Consider the following 25,247-nt stretch of genomic DNA (forward strand, 5'->3'; position numbering starts at 1 on the left):
TATCTGAAATTTCCCTAAATCGCGCCATCACCCTTGGGCAAAGTGATCAAAAATTCGGTTCCCTTGTCGTCCGTATGCACCAACTTGATATCACCACCATGACCGCGCACCAACTCCGCCGAAATAGTGAGGCCAAGACCCGACCCACCCTTCCGCACAGATCCTTGAAAGGCCGAAAACAGATGTTCCTGCGCTTTGGCAGCCAATCCAGGGCCTGTATCGCGCAGCCGGATCAACCATGCAGCATCCGTTTGCGTGGCTTCGACCGTGATCTCGCCTGCGCGCCCCGTTGCCATAATCGACTGGCGCGCATTACGCACAAGGTTGCCGAGCACACGGTGCATTTGTTCGGGGTCGGCCCTAATCCGCAATCCATCAGGTATATCAGACGACAAGGTCACATCAGCATCCGCAGCCGCTAGTCGCTCGGCATAAAGCACATCGTCCACAACATCCGCCAACAGCATTTGCGTCAAGGTCGGTCCAGGCTCTTCCGCCTTTCCGAAAGCCAACGTCGACTCGCACAAATGTACCGCGCGAGTGATAGAGCCCACCAACTTAGGCGCCAGACGCGTGACAACAGGGTCTTCGGACATTTCGATTCGGTCGGTGAAAAGTTGCGCAGACGTTAGGATATTGCGCAAATCGTGACTGATCTTGCTTACTGCAGACCCCAATTGTGCCAGCCGTTCTTTTTGTCGCAAGGCGCTTGTCAGCTCTGTCTGCAGGGATTTCAAAGCTTCTTCCGCTTCGCGCAACTCTGTCACACCCGCCGAAGGCTGAATGATCCGCCGCGCATCTTCGGGGGCGGCTGCATATCGTTGCATATGACCCACTACACCCTTGATTGGCTTAACCAGAAATACCCGAAGCGCCACAAAAAGTAACAGCGCTGTAATAACAGAAATGACTGCCGATAGGACGAGAATACGCAAGCCATAGTCAATCATCGCCGCCCGCATTGGTGCTGTTTCCATCGTTACCTCGATGAGCAAGCCCGCGTCTCGCACAGGCGCACCAATGACGCGGATCACTTCGTTTTGCGGAGAAATCAGGCGTCGCATTGCATCACCGATCAACAGCAGCGCTGAGTTATTTCTAAGATCGACAGTACTTGTAATGACCTGTGGCATAGGAGAAGACAGTACCAGTTGCCGTACTTCATCACGTCTCAAAACGACGTTGAACACTTCAGCATTGCGCAACAACTCTGCCTCAAGCTCGGCATCGATCATATCATCAGCCAAAAGCGTCAGGGATGCAATCTGCGCCCGCTCCAACCTATCCAGCATGTAATCCTCGCGAAACCGCGCAATCGACGGCACAAAGATCAGAATTTCCGCAATCATTACAAAGATTGTCGTCAGGATCAGCAATCGGCCGGAAAGGGAATTGATCATACTATTGACCCGACTTCTTACGGGATGGCGGGTGGGGCGTCGTCGCAGACGCGCGCCATACCATCACGGCACAAACCGCTGCACAAATCCGACCACCCGCTTCACCAGATCACTCTCAAACAGGCGCGGGCTGAAATACGCACCTGCCGCACGTTTGTTAATTTCACCAATCGTCGGATAAGGCGCTATCATAGCGGCAATCTGACTCATTTTCATTTTATTTGCCAGCGCCAGCGCCCAAAGGTTAATCAACTCCCCCGCCTGATAGCCGACAATAGAGGCCCCCACGGGCCGCCCTTTAACTACCATAACTTTGATAAAGCCTTTGGTCTTACGCTCTGCAATTGCACGGTCATTATGGGAAAAGTGGAACCGGACAACTTCCAAAGCGATGCCATGCTTTTTCTTGGCCTCTGCTTCGGTCAGGCCCACCTGCGCCAGCTCTGGATCGGTATAAGTCGCCCACGGAATATGCGCCGTCTTGGCCTTCGACGGCAGGCCAAATAGCATGGAACGAATGATCACACCCGCATGATATCCCGCCACATGGGTAAATTGCAGACCACCTGCAACATCCCCAATTGCATAGACGCGTTTATTGCTCGTACGCAGGCTATCATTCACCTTTATCCCATTACGGGTTGGCTCAACTCCACCAGCTTCAAGGTCAAGCTTGTCGATATTGGCCCTGCGCCCCACCGCCATCAGCAGATGCGAACCTTTGAAGATGCGGCCATCCTTGGTCTCGACCTCAATAGCTCCTGCTTTGCCGCGTATTTCGGCAGCAAGCGCATCTTCGGCAATCTCGACACCTTCTTCTTTGAGCGATGACAGCACGACTTCGGCTAGCTCAGGGTCATCTTTGCCCAGCGCCTTTGCCCCTTCGATCACTGTCACCATACAGCCCATGCGAATATGCGCCTGCGCCATCTCCATCCCGATTGGACCCCCACCGATGATCAGCAAATGCTCGGGCGTCTCTCGCAGATCGAACAAGGTCTCATTTGTCTCGTACGGAACATTCTCCAACCCCGGAATCGGCGGCACCAAAGGCGACGATCCTGTGGCAATGACAACGCGCCTCGCTTTTATCACAGTGTCACCTGCCTGCACTTCGGTAGGTGAAATGAATTTTCCGAATTCACGGATGACATTGATGCCAAACCCCTCGAACCGCTCCTGACTGTCCACAGGGGCGATGGTGGCGATGACATCATGCACATGATCCTTGGCCGCAGCGTAATCCACCGCACCCGCTGCATTCGCCACGCCAAATTGCGCGCTGTGCTGCTGGCCGTAAGCAGCTTTGCCCGTAGCGATCAACGCTTTGGACGGGACACAGCCATAGTTCAGGCAATCGCCGCCCATCTTGTGCCCCTCAAGCAGGACAACATCAGCACCCATCTGGGAAGCCCCCGCCGCAACGGACAACCCTCCAGAGCCAGCACCGATAATCAGGATATCTGTTTTGATATGTTTCATTTCAGGATTTCCTTTTTGCCAGTAACGGCCTTGATAATCACGGGAAGGACGGACAACACACACAGCCCCAAAATCGGCAGCAGAATATGCGGCTCGAATATAATGCCAAGGTTTGGCGTCTCACCGCGGGCAAACACCTCGCCAAGGCCTGCGCCCACTGAGGTATAGACCAGCGATCCGGGAATGATTCCAACAAAGGTCGAGATCATGAAGCGCCGCAAAGGAACGCTAAGAAACGCAGGGATCAGATTTGCGACAAAGAACGGCACGGCAGGGACCAACCGTATGAAAAACAACATCGACCACTGATTCTCATCCAGCCCCTTCTTGATCTTTGCTACCATTCCATCAGAAGCATCCATCCGCGCCTTTAGCTTGTCACCCAGCCCCATCCGCGCAGCTGAGAAGATCAACGTGGCCCCGATCGTCGCTGCTGTGACATTCACTGCAGCGCCGAACAACGTTCCGAACAAAAAGCCGCCGGTCAGCGTCGCAATCAGCGCCCCTGGCAAGGAGAACGTCACGATCAACACGTAACACAGCACAAAACCCAGCACTGTGAGCACAAAGTTTCCGTCCCGAAACGCGATCAACGCCTCTCGGTTCTCGCGCAATGCATCAAAGCTGAGGTAATCGCGAAGTGCAAAAGCCCCGACAAGAGCTACCACTCCGATCAATGCCAGCGGCGCATATCGCACTAAGGGCGATTTATTGCTCGTGTCTTTTGCCATATCTGTCATGTCCTGCGCCTCAATCTGTGTTCGGTTTCTCTCTAAATGCGCCTTTACAGAACGCAGCGACAGTCACCTCACGCGCGATTGATCAACCGTGTGAGAATTTGAGTCTGTTTGCGCCCTATTGAGGCTGATTGAAACATATCAGCGTCTTCCATGTGAGATTTATTGCACATCAGGGGTGTTTGGGGCATTGCAGGGTTTGACTTGGGCGCTGCAGCGCTTTAGGGGACAAGTCTGAATTGACGCGCATCTGCGAATCCGCTGTGCGCAAACTATACTAGATGGAGACGGAGCGATGAAACGCACCTTTCAACCCTCGAACCTCGTCCGCAAGCGCCGCCACGGTTTCCGTGCACGCATGGCAACAAAAGCTGGTCGCAAGATCATCAACGCACGCCGCGCCCAAGGCCGGAAAGAGCTGAGCGCGTAATACGCGTCTTAGGCTTAATACTATGACACCGCCGAAGACCGACCTGATTGGCACAACTGCCATCGGGGCAAAGTCTCCGGCGGTTTTGTCGTGTTCACCCCCCATCGTTTTAACCCAACGTCGCGACTTTCAACGGGCGTCACGGGGAAAACGGGTGGCCATGGCTGGGTTCATCCTCCAAATGGTGAAGCGCCCTGAAGGCGAAGTTGGCGGGATTCGCGTCGGCTATACCTGCTCCAAAAAAGTCGGCAATGCAGTCGCCCGCAACCGTGCCAAGCGCCGTTTGCGCGAAATTGCACGCGCGGTATTACCAGTAACGGGCAAACAGGGCCACGACTATGTCCTTGTGGGACGCAATACCGCCACGGCAACCATTCCCTTCGCCCAACTGCTGAATGACATGGAAAAAGCGCTCGGCATCCTGCACGGCACGCGCACGTGAGCCTGCTCGCCAAAATCGTCGCCCTGCCCGTTCACGCCTACCGCCTTGTGTTCAGCCCATGGGTCGGTTTCAACTGTCGGTATCAACCGACGTGCTCGGCGTACGCGCTCGAAGCACTGGAACGTCACGGCGCCATCAAGGGCAGCCTTTTGGCCGCGCGGCGGATTGGACGCTGTCACCCCTTTGGTGGTGATGGCTATGATCCGGTGCCTGAAAAGGAATGAATGATAGACACGGGATTTTTCAAATGGGTATGGCGATTTAACGCATTGGTGATCGCCGCCGCCGTGACGCTCATGCTCTGCATTGTTATCTGGGAGATGACCTCATCCCTGCGCCGCAGTCTCTTTCAACCGCAAACCACGAATACACTTATCGCACCCATCATTCAGACAGATCAAAGCGAGGAAGACGGTCAGACTGACCCCGCTGAAGTCCGCCGCTACTTTGGCGCACCGCTCGAATACTCTGCGGGGTCGCCTTATGCCCTGCCCCTTCGGGTTGAGCAGGAATACGACAATCGCGGCATCAGCAAATCATCCGTCGGTAATACCATCAACTACAGGATTATCGATACAGTAACACAGACCAGTAAATGGCTTTTTCCAAAAGGGAATCGCCTGATCCTTGACACCATGCCTGTCCGTTTTTTCAAACGCGGCCAGCCCGAGCAGAACCTCGGCATGATTTTGAGCGTTGTCGAGAGCGATACCAACGGCGACGAACGGCTTTCAACCCGCGATAAGATGAGCCTTTATCTGGTGGACACAGATTGGACCGAAGCGACGAAAATCACCGAAGGTGTGAGATCGGTCTTGAGGATACACACCGTGAGCCCAAGCCAGATTGACCTGATTTTCAACACTGATGATGGCACCCATGCAGCTCGGATCGACGCGGTCTCAGGTTTGATCCAGAACGAACAGGTAGTCAACGCGCAGGAATAATCGCTATTTCTGAAAGGTGATCAGCACTTCGCCAATATCGACACCGTATTTCTTCATGTAGGCACGGTTCAGCACTTGGCCGTCGCCCATATCCCACATCCAATCGTCAAAATTCACCCGCAGAGTGCCGTCCGGCACAGGCAAATCTATGCGATATTTCCAGTTGAACGTGTCGCCGCGCTCCTCCCCCGTGGCCACGCCCAGCACACCATCAGCAAAACCTGTCCACATTTGGTCCGCCACAATCGGACCTGTCTTATTCAGCTGCCAGATGCGCTGCTCCTTGGTGCCGTCCTCATAGTCGAAATCCTCAACTAGTCTGAGCGTTTCGCCATCCCACGTACCGGTCACAACAACGTCAAACCGTCGCCGCACCGTGCCAAACACGTCCTGAAATTGCCCCTTCGCTAAAACTCTACCGTCAAAAAACTCTTCAAGATTAAAGTTCTCCCCAGAGAGTTTTTCATCGTCAAGCGCAGGCTTGCCGACACACGCGCCGAGCGCCATCACAACCGCAAATATCGCTAACCGCATCGTAAACCTCCTAATTATAATACTGGAACTAAAGCAATTCAGGCAAAATCAACCATTACATCGCACAAGGTAAAATCCTGAGCAGTTCAAACCTTTGTTTTTGCGAGGGTTGCGGCACATTTATTGAAAATTCGAGGGCGTATCCGTGATACCAACAATTTAACGCAATCTCAGCCGAGTTATTTGAGGCGCGTTAACCTCCAGTTTGGCTGTTGTCCCCTAGGGTCTCCATACCGGATCAATTTTGTGTTCCGGATCGGAGGATTGCCAGTGCCGCACGATAACGAAAAAAAGAGTGTTCTGAAAATCTTGGCGTATCGTCAACGCGCACTGGATTTGCTCACAGGGCCGCCCGCTCTGGCGTTTGTTCCCGCAATCTCGCTTGCTGCATTCTGGTTTGGCGGCGAAGGGGCACTCCTTGTCATGGCCGCTTTGGTGCCTGCCGCCTATCTGCTGTCAGGCGGAATTGGTGCTGCCGTTGAACAGTTACAAAGCGCAAGTTTGAACAGCAATGGCATTCTGGCGAGAGCGCCGATGACTGCCAAATGTGAGGATATTTTTGCAAAGACTTCTGCCGCAGAATTGGCCGCCTGCATCCATGTCATAGAGATTGAAGGTTTTTCTGATCTGATAGACCGTTTTGGCCCCGCTGCGGGCGACACAATTGTCCAACGGATGGGCGAGCGTTTGATCGGCATCATGCGCGATGGCGATTCTATTGGACAAATCGGGGATGCGCGGTTTGCAGTCTGTACCAGTCCCGTGCGCCAACTCCCTCTCGAATTGTGTATCCAGCTAGCAGGCAGGGTACAGGCCGCTGCTGAGGAGCCGTTCTCCATCGACGGGACCGTCATTTATACAGACGTCTGCATCGGATTTTGCCAACATTCTCGCGCCCCCGACAAAAAAGCAACGGCGTGGCTTGAGGCAGCTTGTATTGCGCTGCGCAGCGCCCAAGCAAACGGAGCATCCAGCATCCGCGCCTACTCCGACCAGATGCATCAAGAGCGCAAAACGCGCCGCGCCCTGCATGAAGATGTTGTCGCAGCTTTGGAAAGCGGCGAGATCACACCTTGGTTCCAGCCGCAGCTTTGCACGGACACTGGACGCATTACGGGATTTGAGGCCCTTGCACGGTGGACCCACCCGATACGTGGCGTCATTCCTCCGGCCCAGTTTCTGCCTGCCATTGAAGCCGCCAATCTTCTGGAGCGGCTCTCTGAAGTAATGATGTACCATAGCTTTCGAGCACTCAAGCAATGGGACGCAGCTGGAGCGGACATCCCTCAGGTAGGTGTCAACTTCACAGGCTCAGATCTTAGCAATCCAAGGCTTTTGGAGAAGGTGAAATGGGATTTGGACAGATTTGAACTTACAGCCGATCGGCTCGCTATTGAGGTTCTAGAAACAGTTGTCGCCAGCGCACCCGACGATATGATTACACGCAATATTAATGCCCTAGGCGATTTGGGGTGCCGTATTGACCTTGATGATTTTGGCACCGGGAACGCTTCTATCGCCTCCATTCGCCGATTTTCTGTCAGTCGCATCAAAATTGACCGTAGTTTTGTTATGAAAGCGGATCGCGACCCGGAGCAACAACGCATGATCAGCGCAATCCTGACGATGGCAGAGCGACTACAAGTTGAAACGCTTGCCGAGGGTGTCGAGACTGTGGGAGAACATGTTTTGCTTGCACAATTAGGCTGTCATCACGTTCAAGGATTTGGCATCGCCCGCCCGATGCCGTTTGACCAAACCCTTGATTGGATCAATTCACACAATGCCAAATTACAAGATGTTCCCAAGATAATGCAGGGGCGCGGAAAATAGCCCAGAACTGTTATAATAATATGACCTGAACAGACGTGAAAACCCGAATCCGCTTGACCTTTGACCGCCCCCGTTGTGTACCCACCCAACAGTTTTCAGACATCAGGTGGCCGTGCTCATGGACAACGATCAGAACAAAAACCTCATCATTGCAACAGCGCTAAGCTTTGTAGTGATCCTAGTTTGGTTTGTACTTTTTCCCCCACCAGAAGCGGAAACAGCAATAGACGGGACAACTGCATCTGAAACCACGCCAGTTGAAGGCTCGCTGAGTACCCCGACCGCCGATCTGGCGACTACCCCGCCACCAACAACCGCAAGCACGGAAACTGTCCCGAATGCGCTTGAAAGTGCTGGACGCGTTTCCATCGAAACCCCACGGGTCAGCGGTTCACTATCACTGCTTGGTGGTCGGATCGACCAGCTGTCCTTAAACGACTACAGGACAAGCTTGGAAGACGACGCCACAATTGTTGAAATCCTTTTCCCTGCTACAAAGTCAAATGCACAATATGCGTTGCATGGCTGGGCTGCCGATGCTGGCGTTGACGCAACTGGCGTTCCTGGCCCCAACACACCTTGGACACTATCAGGCGGTGAATTTCTGGGCGTCGACAGCCCTGTCACGCTGAGCTGGGACAACGGCGCTGGATTGCTCTTTACGAAGCAGATTGCGATTGATGACCAGTATATGTTTACGATCACCCAGTCAGTTGAAAACACCGGCACGGGTGCTGCGACAATGGCACCTTATGCCATTCTGGCCCGTCACGGTGTGCCCACTGACCTCAAGAACTTCTTTATTCTGCACGAGGGTGTAGTCGCCATGACAGACGGCGAATACTCCGAGACCGACTGGGACCAGATGCCCGATTTCGAGTTCAACCAACGCGCGGGTGCTCGCACGGATGAACGACAGATCACAGAGAACGGCTGGATCGGTTTTACCGATCACTATTGGATGAGCGTTTTGATTCCGACCCAAGGAACAGCCTTTAAATCCGTGGCGAAATACGACGAACGCCGCGATATCTACCAGACAGAGGCTTTAAGCCCCGTCCAAAGCGTTGGGCCCGGCCAGACCATCACAAACACAACACAGTTTTTTGCTGGTGCAAAAGAGTGGGATGTTTTGAAATCCTATGAAGACGCAGGTGTTTACAACTTTATCGACTCAATTGATTGGGGCTGGTTCGCCTTCCTGACAAAACCGATCTTTTGGCTTTTACACCAGTTCAACCTGCTCATCGGCAATATGGGTATTGCAATTATCGCGCTTACCCTCCTGATCAAAGCGCTCCTGTTCCCACTGGCGTATAAATCCTATGTATCGATGGCCAAAATGAAAGAGCTTCAGCCAAAAATGGAGAAGCTCAAGGAAGAGGCTGGCGACGATAAGCAAAAGATGCAGCAGGGCATGATGGCCCTCTACAAGAAAGAAAAGGTGAACCCCGCCGCAGGTTGTCTGCCGATCCTGATGCAGATCCCAATCTTCTTTTCCTTGTACAAAGTGATCTTTGTAACGATCGAGCTGCGCCATGCCCCCTTCTTTGGCCCGTTTCAAGACCTCAGCGCGCCTGATCCAACGTCGATCTTCAACTTCTATGGCCTCTTGCCGTGGGGCACACCTGACGCGGGCAGCATCATGGCGCTCGTCTTTATCGGTATCTTGCCTCTGTTGCTTGGTATTTCCATGTGGCTCCAGCAGAAACTGAACCCGGCACCCACTGATCCCACCCAGCAAATGATCTTTGCATGGATGCCATGGGTCTTTATGTTTATGCTTGGCAGCTTTGCTTCTGGTCTGGTTGTATACTGGATCGCGAACAACACGATCACCTTTACCCAGCAATATCTCATCATGCGGTCGCAGGGGTATAAGCCCGACCTGATGGGAAACATCAAAGGTGGCTTTGGCCGTAAGTCAAAGACCGAGCCGAAGAAGTGATGAAGGTTACGGCGCTATGGCGCCACCCGATAAAAAGCCATGGGCGTGAGGCGCTAACGCGTGTCACGCTGACCCGAGGCAAGTCTATGCCTTACGATCGCTTGTGGGCCATTGCTCATGATGCCGCCAAATCCGATGGAAGTGCATGGGCCGCCTGCCAGAACTTCAATCGAGGCGCTCAATCTCCCGCGTTAATGGCAATCACTGCCAAGCTGGATGAGCTGTCTGAAACAATCACACTTCGTCACCCTGCGCGGCCTGATTTGACAGTTCAGCCCGATACTGAAAGTGCTGCCCTATTAGCATGGATCGGTCCTCTAATTGACCCGACGCGCGCCCAGCCTGCACAGGTATTCCGCCTTGATGGGCGCAGTTTTACCGACACGCCTTTTGCCTCGGTTTCGCTCTGCAGTCATGCGTCACATGATGCAGTTGAGACCCTAATGCTACGCCCACTGCAAACAGAACGCTGGCGCGGAAATATCTGGTTTGAAGGTGCTGCACATTGGGAGGAATTTCAATGGTTGGGACATGAGTTGCGCATCGGGACTGTTCACCTCAAAGTGGAAGAGCGTATTCGCCGCTGCAAAGCCACTACTGCTAACACCGATACAGGTATTCGCGATGTGGATACGCTCAAGGCCTTGAACACACTTGGCCATCAGGATTTTGGCATATACGCCACCGTAACTCAGACCGGCACGATTGCAGCTGGCGACCAGTTGGAGCTTGTTTAATGCAACTACCTTTCCCACTCGCTGAAGAACCCGACGCACAGACGATGGAAAAAGGCCGTCTGCTGTTTGCAGGCCCGACCGAGTTTGTCAAAGGCGTGGTCGCTATGTCCGGCCTGCCTGAGGCGGACCGTCTTGAGGTCTGCTTTGCCGGTCGCTCGAATGTTGGGAAATCGACCTTGATCAACGCGCTCACAGGGATGAAGGCCCTTGCGCGCGCCTCGAACACGCCCGGACGAACTCAAGAGATCAACTATTTCACAGCGGGCGATGACCTCTACCTCGTTGACCTTCCGGGCTATGGCTATGCCAATGCACCATTGCCCGTAGTGGAAAAATGGCAGCGCCTGCTCAAACAGTTCTTGCAAGGACGGCAAACTCTACGCCGCGCGTTTGTCCTGATCGATGCCCGCCATGGCGTCAAAGCCGTTGATGATGAGATCATGAGCTTGCTCGATAGTGCTGCTGTTACGTTTCAGGCGATTCTCACCAAAGCTGACAAAGTCAAAGAGATTGAGCGTGAGAAAATCCTCGATCAGGTGCGCGGCGCACTTGCCAAACATCCCGCGGCCTACCCCGAAATTATTGTGACGTCTTCGGAAAAAGGTTGGGGAATTTCAACGCTACGCTCTGTTATTGCCACGCTTGAATAACCGCCTATGATCCCTACAGACATTGGGATCACTGATATGAGAAAACAGCAAATGAACCGCGATTGGGCCGCTACTGCCGCCACACTCTCACAGGCCCTGCCCTACATGCAGCGCTATAATGATGCGACGGTAGTGATCAAATTGGGCGGTCACGCCATGGGCAGTGACGAAGCGATGGTCGAGTTCGCCCGCGATGTTGTCCTGATGCGCCAAGTGGGGGTAAACCCTGTTATCGTGCATGGTGGCGGTCCCATGATTAACGACATGCTTAAGCGGCTAAACATCAAATCCGAGTTCCTGAACGGCAAACGCATCACCGATGCGGCCACAATGGAAGTGGTCGAGATGGTCCTTTCAGGCCTTGTGAACGCAAAGATCGTTCAAGCCATTTCCGAGCAAGGCGGCCGCGCCGTTGGTGTGTCTGGCAAAGACAGTGGACTGATTATCTGTGAAGCAGAAAACCCCGAATTGGGCCTTGTCGGCAAACCCGTCAAAGTGAACCCACGTCTGCTGCTGGATATGGCAGATAAGGAACTGATCCCTGTGATTGCCCCCCTTGGCATGGGTATGAAGGGCGAAACGTTTAACATCAACGGTGACACCGCTGCTGGGGCCATTGCGGCCGCACTAAAGGCTGATCGCCTTCTTTTACTCACAGATGTCTCAGGCGTAAAGAACGCCGCTGGCGAGGTGCTCACGGAACTGACGCCCGAACAAATTGCGAAAATGACTGCTGACGGCACAATTGCCGGAGGCATGATTCCCAAAACGCAGACAGCGCTCGACGCCCTTGCTGCGGGTGTTCGGGCGACTGTTATTTTGGATGGTCGTGCGCCTAATGCTTGCCTGCTAGAGTTGTTTACCGAGCATGGTGCAGGCTCAATAATCCGCAGTGCTTAACGTGATCACCTCCTACAAAAAGCCGCGCATATGAAACGTCTCATCCTCATGAGGCATGCGAAGTCGGGCTGGGATGATTTGTCAGCGACAGACCACCAACGGCACCTGAACGGGCGTGGCGTCAAAAGCGCTAAAGCCATGGGCCACTGGTTGCGTGACGAGGGCCTCAGGCCTGATCACATTCTATGCTCGGACGCAGCCCGGACGCAGGAAACGCTTTCTGGGCTGGGCCTCGCCGATATTCCAACAACGTTCACGCGTGATCTTTATCTGGCCGAGGACGCTGTGATGGTGCGCATACTCATGCGCCAAACCAGCAATTGCGTTTTGATGGTCGCCCATAACCCTGGGACGGCTCTCTTGGCTGCGCGCCTGCTCGGGACCGAGCCTGATCATCCTGATTTTGATACCTATCCCACCTGTGCCACATTGGTCGCAGACTTTGAGATAGAGACATGGCGTGACCTAAAGATGGGGACGGGCCGGTTAGTCCACTTTGCCGTTCCGCGCGATATAATAGAATAAGGGCGGAGATTTCCCCCCGCCCTCGAAATTCAAAGCAGTTTGAGACGCTTAGTGACCCAAAATTTGGCTCAAGAACAGCTGTGTGCGCGGGCTTTGTGGGTTGTTAAAGAACTCTTCCGGCTCGTTCTGCTCAACGATCTGGCCTTGGTCCATGAAGATAACGCGGTTGGCCACCTGACGGGCAAATCCCATCTCGTGCGTTACGCAGATCATTGTCATGCCTTCTTCAGCAAGCTCGATCATCGTATCCAGAACTTCCTTGATCATCTCGGGATCAAGGGCGGAGGTGGGCTCATCAAACAGCATGATGCGCGGCTTCATGCACAAGGACCGCGCAATTGCCACACGTTGCTGCTGACCGCCCGAAAGCTGTCCGGGGAACTTGTCCGCCTGATCCGGAATTTTCACCTTCTCAAGGTAGTGCATTGCGATCTCTTCGGCTTCCTTCTTGGGCGTTTTGCGGACCCAGATCGGCGCAAGCGTCAGGTTGTCGAGGATGCTCAGATGCGGAAATAAGTTAAAGTGTTGGAAGCACATGCCAACTTCGGAGCGTATTTTATCAATGTTCTTGAGATCCGAAGAGAGCAAAGTACCATCGACTTCGATAGAGCCCTTCTGGTGCTCCTCTAACGCATTGATGCAGCGAATGAGCGTCGACTTACCAGAACCTGACGGGCCACAGACGACGATACGCTCGCCCTGATAAACCGTCAGATCGATGTCGCGCAGCACGTGAAAGGTGCCATACCACTTGTTCATGTTTCGAATGGAAATTGCGACTTCGTCGGACACTTTAAGTTTTGTATCAGCCATGGTGATATTCCTTAACGATGATCTGTCGCGAGACGGCGTTCCAGCCACTGCGAATATTGTGAAATGCCGTAACACACGACAAAGAACAGAACGGCAGCAAAGCCCAATAGCTCCCAATACACCCCGTTCCAATCGGTGGAGGCGAGGATAGGACCGCGGATCATGCCCACGAGGTCGAACATTGAAATGACCGAAACGAGTGTGGTGTCTTTAAACAGACCCACCGCGATGTTCACGATGCCGGGGATAGATATCTTGAGCGCCTGTGGCAGGATAATCAGCCGCATTGCTTGGGCATAATCAAGGCCAAGGCTGTCAGCAGCTTCATACTGCCCCTTGGGCAAAGCAGCGAGACCACCGCGAACCACTTCGGCGATATAGGCAGCCGAGAAGATGGTGATCATGATCACAACACGCAAGAACAAGTCAACGGTCGCGTCAGGCGGGAAGAAATACGCCAGCATTACACTTGCCACGAAGAGCAGCGTAATAAGCGGCACACCGCGGATGAATTCGATGAAGACCACACACATCCATTTGATCAGCGGCATCGAGCTTTGACGACCCAAGGCAAGTGCAATCCCCAAGGGGATCGACAGCGACACGCACGTCAGGCCCAACATCATGTTGAGCATGAAACCACCAAGATCACGGGAAGGAACGGAAGCTAGCAGCGGTGATTCTGGTGCAAGCATGGACACAACGAACCCTGCAACATACCAAACGACGGCAGCAGCGGCGACACCTCCAAAAAAGCCAAGCGCAAAGTTTTGCGCAACGAAACGCGCATAAACAAAGTAACCAGCAATGAATCCGAGCAGCGCAAACACCGGAACCCAAATCGTGCCACCCCAGATCAACCAATAGGCTACAAAAGGATAGAGCAATGTCATGATCAAAAGCTTGCGCGGCAGGTCAAAGAACAAGACCGGTGCAAGAGCAAAAAACATCAAAACAAGGGCAAGAGTTGGCCGCCAGTAAAACTCCGACGGGTATTTAAAACCGAACAACAGCTGGTTCCATCTGTCCGTCAGGACCGAGAAGCACGCAGCAGATTTTCCCTGAAGGACTTCACGACATTCGGCGAGCGATGATGTGTTCCAAAGCCCCCCCAATATCCACGGCAAAGTTGCCGTGAGAATAAGGTAAATGACGTAGGCAGAAGCCACAGTCAAAAGCGCGTTCGGCCATGTGGCAAAAAGATTATCACGCATCCACTTTACCGGACCAGCAGCATTTGATGGCGCAGGCTGTTGTTCAATATCCGTGGTACGCACGAAGGCGACGGAGTGTTCATGTGTATCTGACATCTCAGCGCTCCTTCAATTTCATTGAGTTGTTGTAGACGTTCATCACAGCAGAGATTGACAGCGAGATGATCAGGTAAAAGGCCATGAGAAGGAGCACACACTCAATCGCGCGGCCCGTCTGGTTCAGCGTAATACCCCCCAAAGTAGCAGTCACATCGGCATACCCGACCGCAATTGCCAGCGACGAGTTTTTGGTGATGTTCAGATACTGTGAGATCAATGGAGGAATGATAACGCGCAACGCCTGAGGTAGGACAACAAGGCTCATCACACGGCGGGGGCGGATGCCCAACGCAGCAGCAGCTTCGGTCTGGCCTTTTGAAACAGCCTGAATACCGGCCCTCACATTCTCGGCGATGAATGCACCTGTGTAGACTGAAAGGGCGAGCCAAAGGGCGATAAGGGGCGCACCGATCTGGATGCCGCCACGCAAGTTAAATCGGTTGGCCAATGGATCAGGCATGTCCCATGAAAGCCCCAATAGGAATGCCAGAATAATCAGCGGCACAAACCAGATGGCGAGATTCACAAAGAAAGTGTTGGGTCGAACACCTGTTTCACCTTGGATTTTGTCGGCACGTGCGGTCATAAATCGTGTACCAAAGAAGGACGCCACCAGCGCAGCAATAACCAGCAGCCAGTTCAGTCCACTGCCTTCGGCGCCACCAAAGCCCGTCGTGAAAATTGGTGCGGGGGTGTATACGCCCCTGTTGGTGAACGCGAAAAGGCCACCAAGCAGACCGCGTTCAGGATCCTCGCCCAGATAAGCCCGCGCACCCGGCATCACCGCAGTCATGATGGTGAAGATAATGATAATCCAGATCAGGATCGGGATGTTGCGAAAGATTTCGACGTAGACGGCCATAAGCTTGCGCACAAGCCAGTTGTTCGAAAGGCGTAAAACACCGGCAAGAACTCCCAGAACGGTCGCCGTGATGCAGGCCAGAAAGGCAACCAGAAGAGTGTTGAGAATACCGACTATCGCCGCTCTGAAGTTTGAGGCCTGACTGTCATATTCAATCAACGTCTGGTTAATGTCATAGCCAGCAGAACTGCCCAAAAATGCGAATGAGATATTCAAACCGGCTGCTCTAAGGTTAGCCGCGAGGTTTGAATAAAGATAGGCCAAGGCCAAGGCGAGCAAGATCGCCGCGATAACCTGCAAGGTCATCGAACGGTACCTCGTGTCGTTCAACAGCATAGAAAGCTGGAACGAGCCCTTAGGTGGGTCCGAGAGTGTCGACATGTGTTGTATCCCCGTTGTCCCGGTTTTTTTCTTCATGCGTCTTTTGACGTCAGTACCGGGTCATTTATTTGGTCGTCAGGTCGTGGTCGTATCTTAGGATGCGCAAAGGGCGCGGAGATTTCCGCGCCCTTTGGCAATTGTATTTAGCGGAAGGGTGGGGAGTACAGCAGGCCGCCGTCTGTCCACTGTGCGTTCAAACCACGCGCCAGACCGATTGGTGTCTCTTCGCCGATGTTCTTGGCAAAGATTTCGCCATAGTTACCCTCGGATTCGATTGCGCGCTTGGCCCAATCTGCGTCAAGACCAATCATCCCGCCCAATTCACCTTCGGTGCCGAGCAAACGCGCGACTTCCGGGTTTGTCGTGGATGTCGCCATTTCAGCAACGTTTGTGGAGGACACGCCCAGCTCTTCAGCTGTGATCAGTGCGTTCAGTGTCCAACGGACAATGTCGCCCCATTCGTTGTCACCGTGACGTACCAGCGGGCCGAGTGGCTCTTTGGATACGATTTCTGGCAGCAGAACGTGGTCGCCCGGGTTCTCGAATGTGGCACGTGTAGATGCCAGACCGGATGCGTCTGTTGTGTATGTGTCGCATGCGCCGGCGAGGTACTGCTGTGTACCTTCTGCGTTTGTCTCGATTGGCACTGGCTCATAAGAGATGTTGTTGGCGCGGAAGAAGTCGGCCAAGTTCAGCTCTGTTGTTGTACCAGTCTGAATGCAAACAGTTGCACCATCGAGATCTTTTGCAGAAGATACGCCGAGTGCTTTGGGGACCAAGAAACCTTGACCGTCATAGTAGTTCACGCCAACGAAATCGAACTTCAGGTCCGTGTCGCGGGAGAATGTCCATGTGGTGTTACGCGCCAGCAGATCGATCTCGCCGGAGGAGAGAGCAGTGAAGCGTGTTTTACCGGTTGTTGGTACGAACTCTACAGCAGTAGCATCGCCCAGAACTGCGGCAGCAACTGCGCGACATACGGATACGTCAAAACCGACCCATTCGCCGTTTGCATCTGGTGCCGCAAAACCGACGAGGCCGGTTGTAACGCCACAGTTCAGCGTGCCGCGTGCTTTGACATCGTCCAGCGTACCGGCGGCTGCTGCACCAGCAGACAGACCCGCGATCGTGAGCGCGCCAAGAATAATTGATTTCTTCATTTTAACCTCTTCCTGATTTTCCACCACTTTCGGGTGGATAAAACCGGCACTTTGCACGCCGGCGGTGATACGTTGCAGGAATACCCGCATCGTGGCGGTGAGTGTGGGCGGATTCTCGCGTGAAGGTCAAGGGTTTCAGGGGCAAAATCGGGAGAGATATTCCCCTTGACCAAAGGTAAGGCAAAATGCCGTGCTAGTGCCTCTGCGCAAGATCGAACATGCGCTTGGCATGAAGGAACGCGTCACGCTTTATCAGTGCTAGCGCAGTTGCATCCTCATCCTTACCCCACTGTTCTTCCTGCCACAGCTCGTCCAATCGCGAAATGGTCCATAGTTCTTCAGCAGGTCGCGCATCAAGGGTTGCCGCAAACCCCAGAACAAGCGAGCCAGACAAGCTCACCAAATCATGAAATGCAGCAAGCTCGAACGCGTCAAGTGCATGTGTTCTCCAGGTCAAGGCGTCAACAGCCAAAGGATCTTGTGGGGCATGGATAACCCCAGTGCGTGGCTCAAGTCGCGCACCCAGCGCATCGGCGGCCCATTCCAGCATCGGGTTCCAATATTGGTTTTGCCGCTCGACAAGTTCTTCTGGCGCGTCCGCGCGGTAGCATAACAGGTCGCTGTCGCCATATGCCGCAAGCATCTCTGCCACTTCAGCGTGCTGTACTGTCACCTTATCAATCGCTGCATTTGCAGTCTTGGTTACAGGCATTGTGTTAGGATTAATGATGTCGATTTGCGCATCCCACTCCTGCGCAATCGCCGCCGCCATTGCATGCGTTGGAACGCGCATTGCCTGTTTTGCAGGCGTTTTGACACCGCGTCCATCCAACTCAATGGCAAAAAGGCCCTCGACTTCTACAACCGAGGCCGCTTTCCAGAACCGCTTTGCTTTCCATTCACTCACGACTTCATTTCTCCCAGATCGTACCCAGCAAGGCTGGTAAGGCATCAAACCTGTCCAGCGTATGCAGCGCTGCCGTCAATCTTTCCACAGGATGATACCCCCAGCCAACACCAATTCCCGTAATGCCGGCGGATTGTGCCATCTCCATATCAAAACTGGTATCGCCTACCATCACTGCGTTTGCCGCATCCACACCTGTCTCGCTGAGCGCCTCAAGCAGCATCGCTGGATGTGGTTTGGACGGGTGAAAATCTGCGACCTGCTGTGTTACAAACATACCCTTCAGTTTGTGCGCCTCAATCAGCTTGTCCAACCCGCGCCGCGACTTGCCAGTTGCAACCCCAAGCAGTGTTTCAGGCTGTGCATGCAGCGCTTCAAGCGTCTCACGTGCACCCGGATAGAACGGTGAAGAAATCTCACTTCCCTGCTCTGCGCGAAGGGTCATGTAGGCGTCCTTATACCCCTGAACCAACCGCGCGCGGGCTTTTGTGTCCACTTCGGGAGCCAATTCACACATAAGCACATCCAGCGACAAACCAACTACGCCCAAAACTGCCTCACGCGGCGGTGTCGGCAGCCCCTCAGTCGCAAAGGTGAGGTGCATTGCACCCAAAATATCGGCCTGACTGTCGACCAACGTGCCGTCGACATCAAAGATCACCAGCCTCAAGGGCGTCTCGGTCATCCCCAGTCATCCCCGAACGGATTATCAGGCGCAAACTTTGTATGCCAGTCGAATGTATCCCATGTGCGCTGCATATGCTCTGGCAGCGGCGCCACAAGATTTAGCATTGCCTTGGTCGCGGGGTGTTGGATCGTCAGACTACGCGCATGCAGGTGCAATTTTTTAGAGATGTCGCCCCCAAGTTGCGCACCCCAACCATCGCCCATGTTCTCTTGACCCGAGCCACCGTATTTACCGTCCCCGATTATCGGATGCCCGATCTCGGCCATATGTACGCGCAACTGGTGCGTGCGTCCTGTAACAGGGCTAAGCGCCATCCATGACGCACGTGTACCAACCTGCTCAAGCACTGAATAATCCGTTGTCGCACGCTTGGCGCCTTCGGTGTTATCCACGTCACGTGGATGCACGGCGATCATCTTTTCGCCTTCACCGCGAGGGCCGTGACCGCCAGCCTTGACCAAACCGAACTTGATCGTGCCGTTACGCGGATGCGGTGCTCCGGCGACGGCGGCCCAGTAGATCTTGCGCGTCTCGCGGTGGCGGAAATTCGCAGTGAGCGCCTTGGCCGCCTCACGTGTGCGCGCCAGAACCAGCACACCTGACGTGTCCTTGTCCAGACGGTGTACAAGGCGTGGCTTCTCGTCCAGATCAAACATCAGCGCTTCGGCGAGGGCATCCACGTGCCGCTCCCCCTGACCAGAGCCGCCTTGCACAGGCAGTCCCGGCGGCTTGTTCAATGCGATCACATGATCATCGCGGTAAATGACGCAGGCGCGGATCATCTTGGCCTCGGCCTCGGTCACTTTGGTCCGCTTTGGCGGTGGGGGGGCATCACCTGTAGGCAGTGGCGGAATGCGAATTTCCTGACCGACCTCAACACGAGTAGAACCCTTTACGCGGCCCCCATTTACACGGATCTCGCCCTTGCGGCACATCTTCTCGATGCGGCCCTGCGGGATCTGCGGAAAGACACGCTTGAACCAACGGTCAAGCCGCTGGTCTCCGTCACCTTCGGCGACTGTAATCATCTGTACTTGGCTCATGCGAATACCCCTCTGGCGATCCATAGCCCCAACATTAATCCACCGATGCTCAAGGCCACCGATAAGCCCACATATGCCCCTGCCGCCGCGATCTGACCACGTTCTATCAGAGTCACCGCCTCAAGCGAGAATGCCGAGAACGTGGTGAAGCCACCAAGGATGCCCGTCATCACAAACGGGCCTAGATGTGTCAGCCCCTTTTGTGCGGCAGCGACCACGAAAACGCCCATTAGGAACGAGCCGATAACGTTAACGGACAATACCGCGATGGGAAAATCAGCAGGGCCCGTCAAACGCATCATGCCAACGCCCATAAGGTAGCGGCACGCAGCGCCAATAGCACCGCCAAGGGCGACAAGGGAGACAGTTGAGATCATCGCTCCCCATCGCCCGCACAGGGGCCAGAGTCAACTGTGTGTCAGCTTTCCCGCTGTGCACGCAGCTTTGCAAAATACTCTAGCCGCTTCTTCAAATCCCGCTCGAAGCCGCGCTCGACAGGCTGGTAAAGCGCTGGCCGCTCCATCCCTTCGGGAAAGTAGTTTTGACCTGAAAATCCGTCTTCGGCATTATGATCATAGGCATAGTCTTTTCCGTAGCCCATATCTTTCATCATGCCCGTAGCCGCGTTCAGGATATGTTTCGGCGGCGGTGATGATCCAGTCGCCTTCGCCGCGTTACGTGCCCCTTTGTAGGCTACGTAATTCGCGTTGCTCTTGGGTGCGAGGGCCAGATAAATCACCGCCTGCGACAGGGCCAACTCCCCCTCGGGAGAGCCAAGGCGTTCATACGTGTCCCATGACTGCAAGCAAACCGCCTGCGCTTGGGGATCGGCCAGCCCGATATCCTCAACTGCCATGCGCACGATGCGACGGGCAAGGAAGCGCGGGTCTTCGCCTCCCTCCAACATCCGCGCAAACCAATAGAGTGCTGCGTCAGGGTCACTGCCCCGCACCGATTTATGCAACGCCGAGATCAGGTTGTAGTGCTCGTCCCCGCCCTTGTCATATTGCGCGGCACGCTTGCTCAGCCGCTTACCAAGCGCCGCAGTATCCAGCGGCGCGTCCACTTTCCACGCAGCAACCTGCTCGATCAGATTAAGCAACGCCCTCCCGTCGCCGTCCGCCATATCCAACAAAGCCTGCCGTGCGGAAGCATCCAGTGGCAATTCAACTTTCAATTCCTCTTCAGCGCGGGTCATCAGCTTTTTCAGATCATCCTGATCCAACCGCTCCAGCACCAGAACTTGAGAGCGGCTCAATACAGCGCGGTTCAACTCAAAGCTTGGATTCTCGGTTGTGGCCCCCACCAGCAGGATGGTTCCATCCTCCATATGCGGCAGAAACCCGTCCTGCTGTGCTTTGTTAAAGCGGTGGATTTCATCCACAAACAGCAGCGTGCCCTGCCCATTTTGGCGTCGGATCTTCGCGGCCTCAAAGACACGGCGCAATTCTGGCACACCGCTGAAAATCGCACTGATTTGGACAAAATGCAGATCAGTTTCATCAGCGAGCAGTCGTGCAATCGTCGTTTTGCCCACGCCCGGTGGTCCCCAGAAAATCAGCGATCCCAGCGTCCCAGACCCAAGCATAACAGTCAGCGGCGCGTCTGGTCCCAGAATTTGGGATTGCCCTATCACTTCGCCCAACGCCTTGGGTCGCAAGCGGTCTGCCAACGGACGATTACCGCTTTCCATTTTGACAGCCGATGCGCCAAACAGATCAGCCATTCTTATCTCCTGAACCGGATTGCAATGCGCCGCGCGCCGCGCTGGACCACCATCTCGATACCGCGGACACCACCTGCTAGGATCGCCAACGCCTCCTCCGGATGGGTCAGCGGCACACCATTCAACTCAGTGATTACATCCCCGGTCCGTAACCCCGTTCGGCCGGCAAAGCGCCCGACATCCATCACCGCGACACCTTCAATCTCAAGCGGTAGATTCAACTCCGAAAGAACGGCCGGATTGATCCGCGCCAGAGTCAATTCCGGCAAGAGACTGCCGCGGGGCAGCGTGGTCTGGTCACGTGTCGGAACTTCTGGCGCTGCGATCAATGCCACCTTTGTTCTTTGCTCAACACCGTTTGAGTTAAATGTCACATCAGCCCGCGCCCCGAGCCCTACAACGCTCATGCGGTAAATCATCTCTGACGGGGTGTTTACCTGCTGGCCTCCAACGCTCAGGATCACATCACCAACTTTCAGACTGGCCTCCAAGAATGGACTTACGGGATGCAGACCCGAAATGATGATCCCGCCCGAGCGGTCAAAACCCAAGGTCGCCGCCATATCTGAATCCAATGGTTGACCGTTAATGCCTGCCCAAGGTCGGCCAAACTCTGTCATCCCGTCTTGGGACTGCGCCACAAAGGCAGCTACAAGATCAGCGGGAATGGCAAAGCCGATACCGTTCGAGCCACCTGAACGCGTCAGGATTGACGTATTCACACCAATCAACTGTCCATTCATATCAACAAGCGCGCCACCCGAATTACCCGGATTAATCGGCGCATCGGTTTGAATAAAATACCCTCGCCCCCGACCGGCCGAGCCACCTGAACGCGCCAGCCCCGAGACAATTCCACTGCTTACTGTTTGACCTACTCCGAAAGGGTTCCCGATGGCCAAAGCCAGCTCTCCCACCTCAACTGTGTCGCTTGCGCGGAGCGGCAGATATGGCAACGGTTCTGGCGCATCAATCTTGAGGATTGCAAGATCGCTTTCTTCATCCCCCAGCAATACACGGGCGCTGAATTCCCGACGATCATTCAGGACGACGCGAATATCAGTGGCCATACCAACGACATGATAATTGCTCACGACAATGCCGTCCGTTGACAGGATCACCCCCGATCCAAGCGAGTTTTGCACACGCGGCTTGGGATCTGCGAGCGGGTCGCGAAAAAACCGCTCGAAAAACGGATCTGACTGCAAAGGCGTCTGCCGTACCTCCCGAACAATCTTGGCGTAGATGTTCACAACTGCAGGTGCAGCCTGTTTAACAACAGGGACAAAACTGAGCTGCACCTGCGCTTGGGATTGTGGAATCTGTTGGGCACTGGCAACACCAGCGACTAACATAGCGATAAGAATGAGTGTTTTCATCCTCTAGATATGCGGGGCTGCCTTGCCGCTTGCAACCCCGTGCCTGAACCAAATTGATATCAAACATGGACGATCCTTATAGCTCTTATGCGATACATAACTGTGCAAAGAGAAAGTCTCGAAATAAGAAACCCTCCTAGAAATATATCATTAGCCGCATGCTTCGGCCTACTGGCAGCCTGTGTCAGTGAGACGGCTTTTGCGGACGTGGCGAAATACGGGGTTCTTGACGGGCCTCGTTTTGTGCATCGCGTGACAATTCAAAACTGTATCCTGACCGAGACGCAATGGGAGAAACAAAATGATGGATCGCGAGTATTACGGGAAGAAACTAGAATCCCTTTTGCGCGGGGCTTCGTTGTTTGATGTTACCGCACTTTACCCACTAAGCGACGGCGCGAAGCGCACGTCAACCATGCTGGACGCAACCAATCATCCGGAAAAGCCGTCATCAAGCATCACGTTAACCGCACAAGAGGGCAAAACTCGGGTGGTTCAAGCGCTTGCAACGCATATGATTGCCCGCTCGAAGATCAAGCGGAAGAAAGCTACCCCATCGCTCCGCAATGGCGGCACCACACATGTGACCTTTCCCGCTCCTCAGGTTCTGATCCTTTGGCGAGGGCGAGATGTGGCACCACATCGAGGCAACTTAGAACAGTCAATAAGCAATGCCATTTCAGATTGTAATCCGACATCTTGAGCACACAAAAAAAGCCCCGCCAAATGGCAGGGCTTTATTCTTAGAAATGTAACAAAATTTATTCAGCGGCGTCTTCTGCTGCAACGCGGGCTTTGTCTGCGGCGCCTTTGGCGTCACGGTCGCGGTCCACAAATTCGATGATGGCCATTGGCGCCATGTCACCATAGCGGAAGCCAGCCTTGAGCACGCGCACATAACCACCTTGGCGGTCTTTGTAGCGGGGGCCGAGGATGTCGAACAATTTTGTGACATACTGGTCTTCTTTAAGGCGCGCGCGGGCCTGACGGCGGGCGTGCAAGTCGCCACGTTTGGCGAGCGTGATCATCTTTTCGATGATCGGACGCAATTCTTTTGCTTTTGGCAATGTTGTCTTGATCTGCTCATGCTCGATCAGCGAGCCGGCCATGTTGGCCCAGAGCGCCTTGCGGTGCTCATGTGTGCGATTAAGACGGCGGTATCCACGTGCGTGACGCATGTTAAGTCTCCAATAGATATGCCCTCTACGGGCGGTTTTACTTTGTCTGGCTGACGTGCGTAGCGCCAACTCTCCTTGGGGCAGTATGCCCAGTCGTTTATTTGGGCGGAACTTTCGCCCCGCCCGAATACTTTAGAAGTTGTCTTCAAACTTCTTGGCCAGATCTTCAATGTTCTCTGGTGGCCAGTCTTCGACGTCCATACCGAGGTGCAGACCCATGCCTGACAACACTTCCTTGATCTCGTTCAAGGATTTGCGGCCAAAGTTCGGAGTGCGAAGCATTTCGGCTTCGGTCTTCTGGATCAGATCGCCAATATATACGATATTGTCGTTCTTTAGACAGTTCGCGGAGCGTACAGACAGTTCCAGTTCGTCCACTTTCTTCAGCAGAAGCGGGTTGAACTCAAGGCCGTCATCGTCGTCCTGACGTGAAGCAGACTCTGGCTCGTCGAAGTTGACGAAGATGCCCAACTGGTCCTGCAAGATGCGTGCGGCAAACGCCACGGCATCATCGGGCGTCAGGGAGCCGTCGGTTTCGACCTTCATTGTCAACTTGTCATAGTCCAGCACTTGGCCCTCACGGGTCGGCTGTACGTCGTAGCTAACTTTTTTCACAGGCGAGTAGATCGCGTCGATCGGGATAAGACCGATTGGCGCATCTTCCGGCTTGTTCTTGTCGGCAGAAACGTAGCCTTTGCCCGTGTTGACCATCAGCTCCATGTAGATGTCTGCACCATCGTCGAGGTGGCAGATCACATGGTCGCGGTTCAGGATTTCGATGCCAGCGGATTCGCTGATATCGCCAGCCGTCACAACGCCGGGGCCTTTCGCGGAGATCGACAGGCGCTTTGGCCCTTCGACTTCCATGCGGATAGAGACACCTTTGAGGTTCAGGATGATGTCGGTGACATCTTCACGCACGCCTGCAACGGAGGAAAACTCGTGCAAAACATTGTCAATTTGTACAGATGTGATGGCAGCGCCCTGAAGCGAGCTCATCAATACACGACGCAGCGCGTTGCCCATTGTGAGACCAAAGCCGCGCTCGAGCGGTTCTGCAATCACTGTGGCCTGACGTGCAGGATCGTTGCCGGGTTTTACGTCAAGCTGTGTTGGCTTGATGAGTTCGGCCCAATTTTTGTGGATCATTAGTCCCTCCATTCTTGTTCGCGTCCGTATGTCCGTCCGGAGCAAACTCCCGAGGTTTCAGAAAGTCGAAAGAGGTCCGCGCC

Annotated in this window: 27 protein-coding genes; 11 read left to right on the forward strand and 16 right to left on the reverse strand. The window is 54.2% G+C overall.

Annotated features, from left to right (window positions below; genetic code table 11):
• Window positions 1-14: 14 nt before the first annotated feature.
• The 3 genes from Q0775_RS04805 to Q0775_RS04815 form a co-directional block, all read right to left on the reverse strand.
• Window positions 15-1,400, reverse strand: a complete 1,386-nt coding sequence (locus Q0775_RS04805) for a HAMP domain-containing sensor histidine kinase (RefSeq protein WP_298858225.1) — start codon at window positions 1,398-1,400, stop codon at window positions 15-17.
• A gap of 63 nt (window positions 1,401-1,463) precedes the next feature.
• Complete coding sequence (locus Q0775_RS04810; protein WP_298858226.1) at window positions 1,464-2,882, reverse strand: FAD-dependent oxidoreductase; 1,419 nt, start codon at window positions 2,880-2,882, stop codon at window positions 1,464-1,466.
• Window positions 2,879-3,622 carry a VTT domain-containing protein gene (locus Q0775_RS04815; RefSeq protein WP_298858227.1) on the reverse strand — a complete coding sequence of 248 codons (744 nt, stop codon included), beginning with the start codon at window positions 3,620-3,622 and terminating at the stop codon, window positions 2,879-2,881. The genes Q0775_RS04810 and Q0775_RS04815 overlap by 4 nt, the downstream gene beginning before the upstream one ends.
• Window positions 3,623-3,914: 292 nt before the next feature.
• Between Q0775_RS04815 and rpmH the strand changes: the two genes are divergently transcribed.
• The 4 genes from rpmH to Q0775_RS04835 are packed head-to-tail and all read left to right on the forward strand — an operon-like array spanning window position 3,915 to window position 5,438.
• The gene (gene rpmH, locus Q0775_RS04820) at window positions 3,915-4,049 is read left to right on the forward strand and encodes a 50S ribosomal protein L34 (protein ID WP_025063397.1); all 135 of its coding nucleotides are present in this window, start codon (window positions 3,915-3,917) and stop codon (window positions 4,047-4,049) included.
• A gap of 22 nt (window positions 4,050-4,071) precedes the next feature.
• The gene (gene rnpA, locus Q0775_RS04825; protein ID WP_298858228.1) at window positions 4,072-4,491 is read left to right on the forward strand and encodes a ribonuclease P protein component; all 420 of its coding nucleotides are present in this window, start codon (window positions 4,072-4,074) and stop codon (window positions 4,489-4,491) included.
• On the forward strand, window positions 4,488-4,715 hold the full coding sequence (yidD, locus tag Q0775_RS04830) for a membrane protein insertion efficiency factor YidD (RefSeq protein ID WP_298858229.1): 228 nt from the start codon (window positions 4,488-4,490) through the stop codon (window positions 4,713-4,715). The genes rnpA and yidD overlap by 4 nt, the downstream gene beginning before the upstream one ends.
• Window positions 4,716-5,438 (forward strand): hypothetical protein, encoded by a 723-nt coding sequence (locus Q0775_RS04835; protein WP_298858230.1) that lies wholly within the window; start codon window positions 4,716-4,718, stop codon window positions 5,436-5,438.
• Window positions 5,439-5,441: 3 nt separating this feature from the next.
• Here Q0775_RS04835 and Q0775_RS04840 read toward each other — a convergent pair whose 3' ends face one another.
• A complete protein-coding gene (locus Q0775_RS04840) occupies window positions 5,442-5,972 on the reverse strand; it encodes a DUF3833 domain-containing protein (protein ID WP_298858231.1) in 531 nt (176 codons plus the stop codon).
• 309 nt (window positions 5,973-6,281) lie between these two features.
• Here Q0775_RS04840 and Q0775_RS04845 point away from each other — a divergent pair, with 309 nt between their 5' ends.
• From Q0775_RS04845 to Q0775_RS04870, 6 genes are all read left to right on the forward strand, one after another.
• Entirely contained in the window at window positions 6,282-7,805 is a 1,524-nt protein-coding gene (locus Q0775_RS04845; RefSeq protein WP_298858232.1) for a bifunctional diguanylate cyclase/phosphodiesterase, read from the forward strand.
• A gap of 118 nt (window positions 7,806-7,923) precedes the next feature.
• Window positions 7,924-9,753 (forward strand): membrane protein insertase YidC, encoded by a 1,830-nt coding sequence (gene yidC / locus Q0775_RS04850; protein WP_298858233.1) that lies wholly within the window; start codon window positions 7,924-7,926, stop codon window positions 9,751-9,753.
• Window positions 9,753-10,490, forward strand: coding sequence for an MOSC domain-containing protein (locus tag Q0775_RS04855; RefSeq protein WP_298858234.1), 738 nt, complete (start codon window positions 9,753-9,755; stop codon window positions 10,488-10,490). The genes yidC and Q0775_RS04855 overlap by 1 nt, the downstream gene beginning before the upstream one ends.
• On the forward strand, window positions 10,490-11,140 hold the full coding sequence (gene yihA, locus Q0775_RS04860; RefSeq protein ID WP_298858235.1) for a ribosome biogenesis GTP-binding protein YihA/YsxC: 651 nt from the start codon (window positions 10,490-10,492) through the stop codon (window positions 11,138-11,140). The genes Q0775_RS04855 and yihA overlap by 1 nt, the downstream gene beginning before the upstream one ends.
• Before the next feature lie 36 nt (window positions 11,141-11,176).
• The gene (gene argB / locus Q0775_RS04865) at window positions 11,177-12,040 is read left to right on the forward strand and encodes an acetylglutamate kinase (protein WP_298858236.1); all 864 of its coding nucleotides are present in this window, start codon (window positions 11,177-11,179) and stop codon (window positions 12,038-12,040) included.
• A 30-nt stretch (window positions 12,041-12,070) separates the two neighbouring features.
• On the forward strand, window positions 12,071-12,565 hold the full coding sequence (locus Q0775_RS04870) for a histidine phosphatase family protein (protein WP_298858237.1): 495 nt from the start codon (window positions 12,071-12,073) through the stop codon (window positions 12,563-12,565).
• A gap of 48 nt (window positions 12,566-12,613) precedes the next feature.
• On the opposite strand, the gene Q0775_RS04875 is transcribed toward Q0775_RS04870, so the two are convergent.
• The 10 genes from Q0775_RS04875 to Q0775_RS04920 form a co-directional block, all read right to left on the reverse strand.
• On the reverse strand, window positions 12,614-13,378 hold the full coding sequence (locus Q0775_RS04875) for an amino acid ABC transporter ATP-binding protein (RefSeq protein ID WP_298858238.1): 765 nt from the start codon (window positions 13,376-13,378) through the stop codon (window positions 12,614-12,616).
• An 11-nt stretch (window positions 13,379-13,389) separates the two neighbouring features.
• The gene (locus Q0775_RS04880; protein ID WP_298858239.1) at window positions 13,390-14,688 is read right to left on the reverse strand and encodes an amino acid ABC transporter permease; all 1,299 of its coding nucleotides are present in this window, start codon (window positions 14,686-14,688) and stop codon (window positions 13,390-13,392) included.
• A gap of 1 nt (window position 14,689) precedes the next feature.
• Entirely contained in the window at window positions 14,690-15,934 is a 1,245-nt protein-coding gene (locus tag Q0775_RS04885; RefSeq protein WP_298858240.1) for an ABC transporter permease subunit, read from the reverse strand.
• A 143-nt stretch (window positions 15,935-16,077) separates the two neighbouring features.
• Window positions 16,078-17,094 carry an amino acid ABC transporter substrate-binding protein gene (locus Q0775_RS04890; RefSeq protein WP_298858241.1) on the reverse strand — a complete coding sequence of 339 codons (1,017 nt, stop codon included), beginning with the start codon at window positions 17,092-17,094 and terminating at the stop codon, window positions 16,078-16,080.
• Window positions 17,095-17,287: 193 nt separating this feature from the next.
• Window positions 17,288-18,001 carry an ATP12 family protein gene (locus Q0775_RS04895; RefSeq protein ID WP_298858242.1) on the reverse strand — a complete coding sequence of 238 codons (714 nt, stop codon included), beginning with the start codon at window positions 17,999-18,001 and terminating at the stop codon, window positions 17,288-17,290.
• Window positions 18,002-18,005: 4 nt separating this feature from the next.
• The gene (locus Q0775_RS04900; protein ID WP_298858243.1) at window positions 18,006-18,686 is read right to left on the reverse strand and encodes an HAD-IA family hydrolase; all 681 of its coding nucleotides are present in this window, start codon (window positions 18,684-18,686) and stop codon (window positions 18,006-18,008) included.
• Window positions 18,683-19,732, reverse strand: coding sequence for an RluA family pseudouridine synthase (locus Q0775_RS04905; RefSeq protein ID WP_298858244.1), 1,050 nt, complete (start codon window positions 19,730-19,732; stop codon window positions 18,683-18,685). Before Q0775_RS04905 ends, Q0775_RS04900 begins: the two co-directional genes overlap by 4 nt.
• Window positions 19,729-20,109, reverse strand: a complete 381-nt coding sequence (gene crcB, locus Q0775_RS04910) for a fluoride efflux transporter CrcB (protein WP_298858245.1) — start codon at window positions 20,107-20,109, stop codon at window positions 19,729-19,731. The genes Q0775_RS04905 and crcB overlap by 4 nt, the downstream gene beginning before the upstream one ends.
• A gap of 41 nt (window positions 20,110-20,150) precedes the next feature.
• The gene (locus Q0775_RS04915; protein WP_298858246.1) at window positions 20,151-21,458 is read right to left on the reverse strand and encodes a replication-associated recombination protein A; all 1,308 of its coding nucleotides are present in this window, start codon (window positions 21,456-21,458) and stop codon (window positions 20,151-20,153) included.
• A 2-nt stretch (window positions 21,459-21,460) separates the two neighbouring features.
• Window positions 21,461-22,837: a trypsin-like peptidase domain-containing protein gene (locus Q0775_RS04920; RefSeq protein ID WP_298858247.1), complete on the reverse strand. Its 1,377-nt coding sequence runs from the start codon at window positions 22,835-22,837 to the stop codon at window positions 21,461-21,463.
• Window positions 22,838-23,138: 301 nt separating this feature from the next.
• Here Q0775_RS04920 and Q0775_RS04925 point away from each other — a divergent pair, with 301 nt between their 5' ends.
• On the forward strand, window positions 23,139-23,540 hold the full coding sequence (locus Q0775_RS04925; RefSeq protein ID WP_298858248.1) for a hypothetical protein: 402 nt from the start codon (window positions 23,139-23,141) through the stop codon (window positions 23,538-23,540).
• Between the two features lie 58 nt (window positions 23,541-23,598).
• Here the strand turns inward: Q0775_RS04925 and rplQ are convergent, their stop codons facing one another.
• Together rplQ and Q0775_RS04935 are read right to left on the reverse strand one after the other, a co-directional pair.
• A complete protein-coding gene (gene rplQ / locus Q0775_RS04930; protein ID WP_298858249.1) occupies window positions 23,599-24,015 on the reverse strand; it encodes a 50S ribosomal protein L17 in 417 nt (138 codons plus the stop codon).
• Window positions 24,016-24,147: 132 nt separating this feature from the next.
• A complete protein-coding gene (locus tag Q0775_RS04935) occupies window positions 24,148-25,164 on the reverse strand; it encodes a DNA-directed RNA polymerase subunit alpha (protein ID WP_267167321.1) in 1,017 nt (338 codons plus the stop codon).
• Window positions 25,165-25,247: the final 83 nt, after the last annotated feature.

The sequence above is a fragment of the uncultured Sulfitobacter sp. genome (assembly GCF_947499945.1).
Taxonomy (GTDB): Bacteria; Pseudomonadota; Alphaproteobacteria; order Rhodobacterales; family Rhodobacteraceae; genus Sulfitobacter.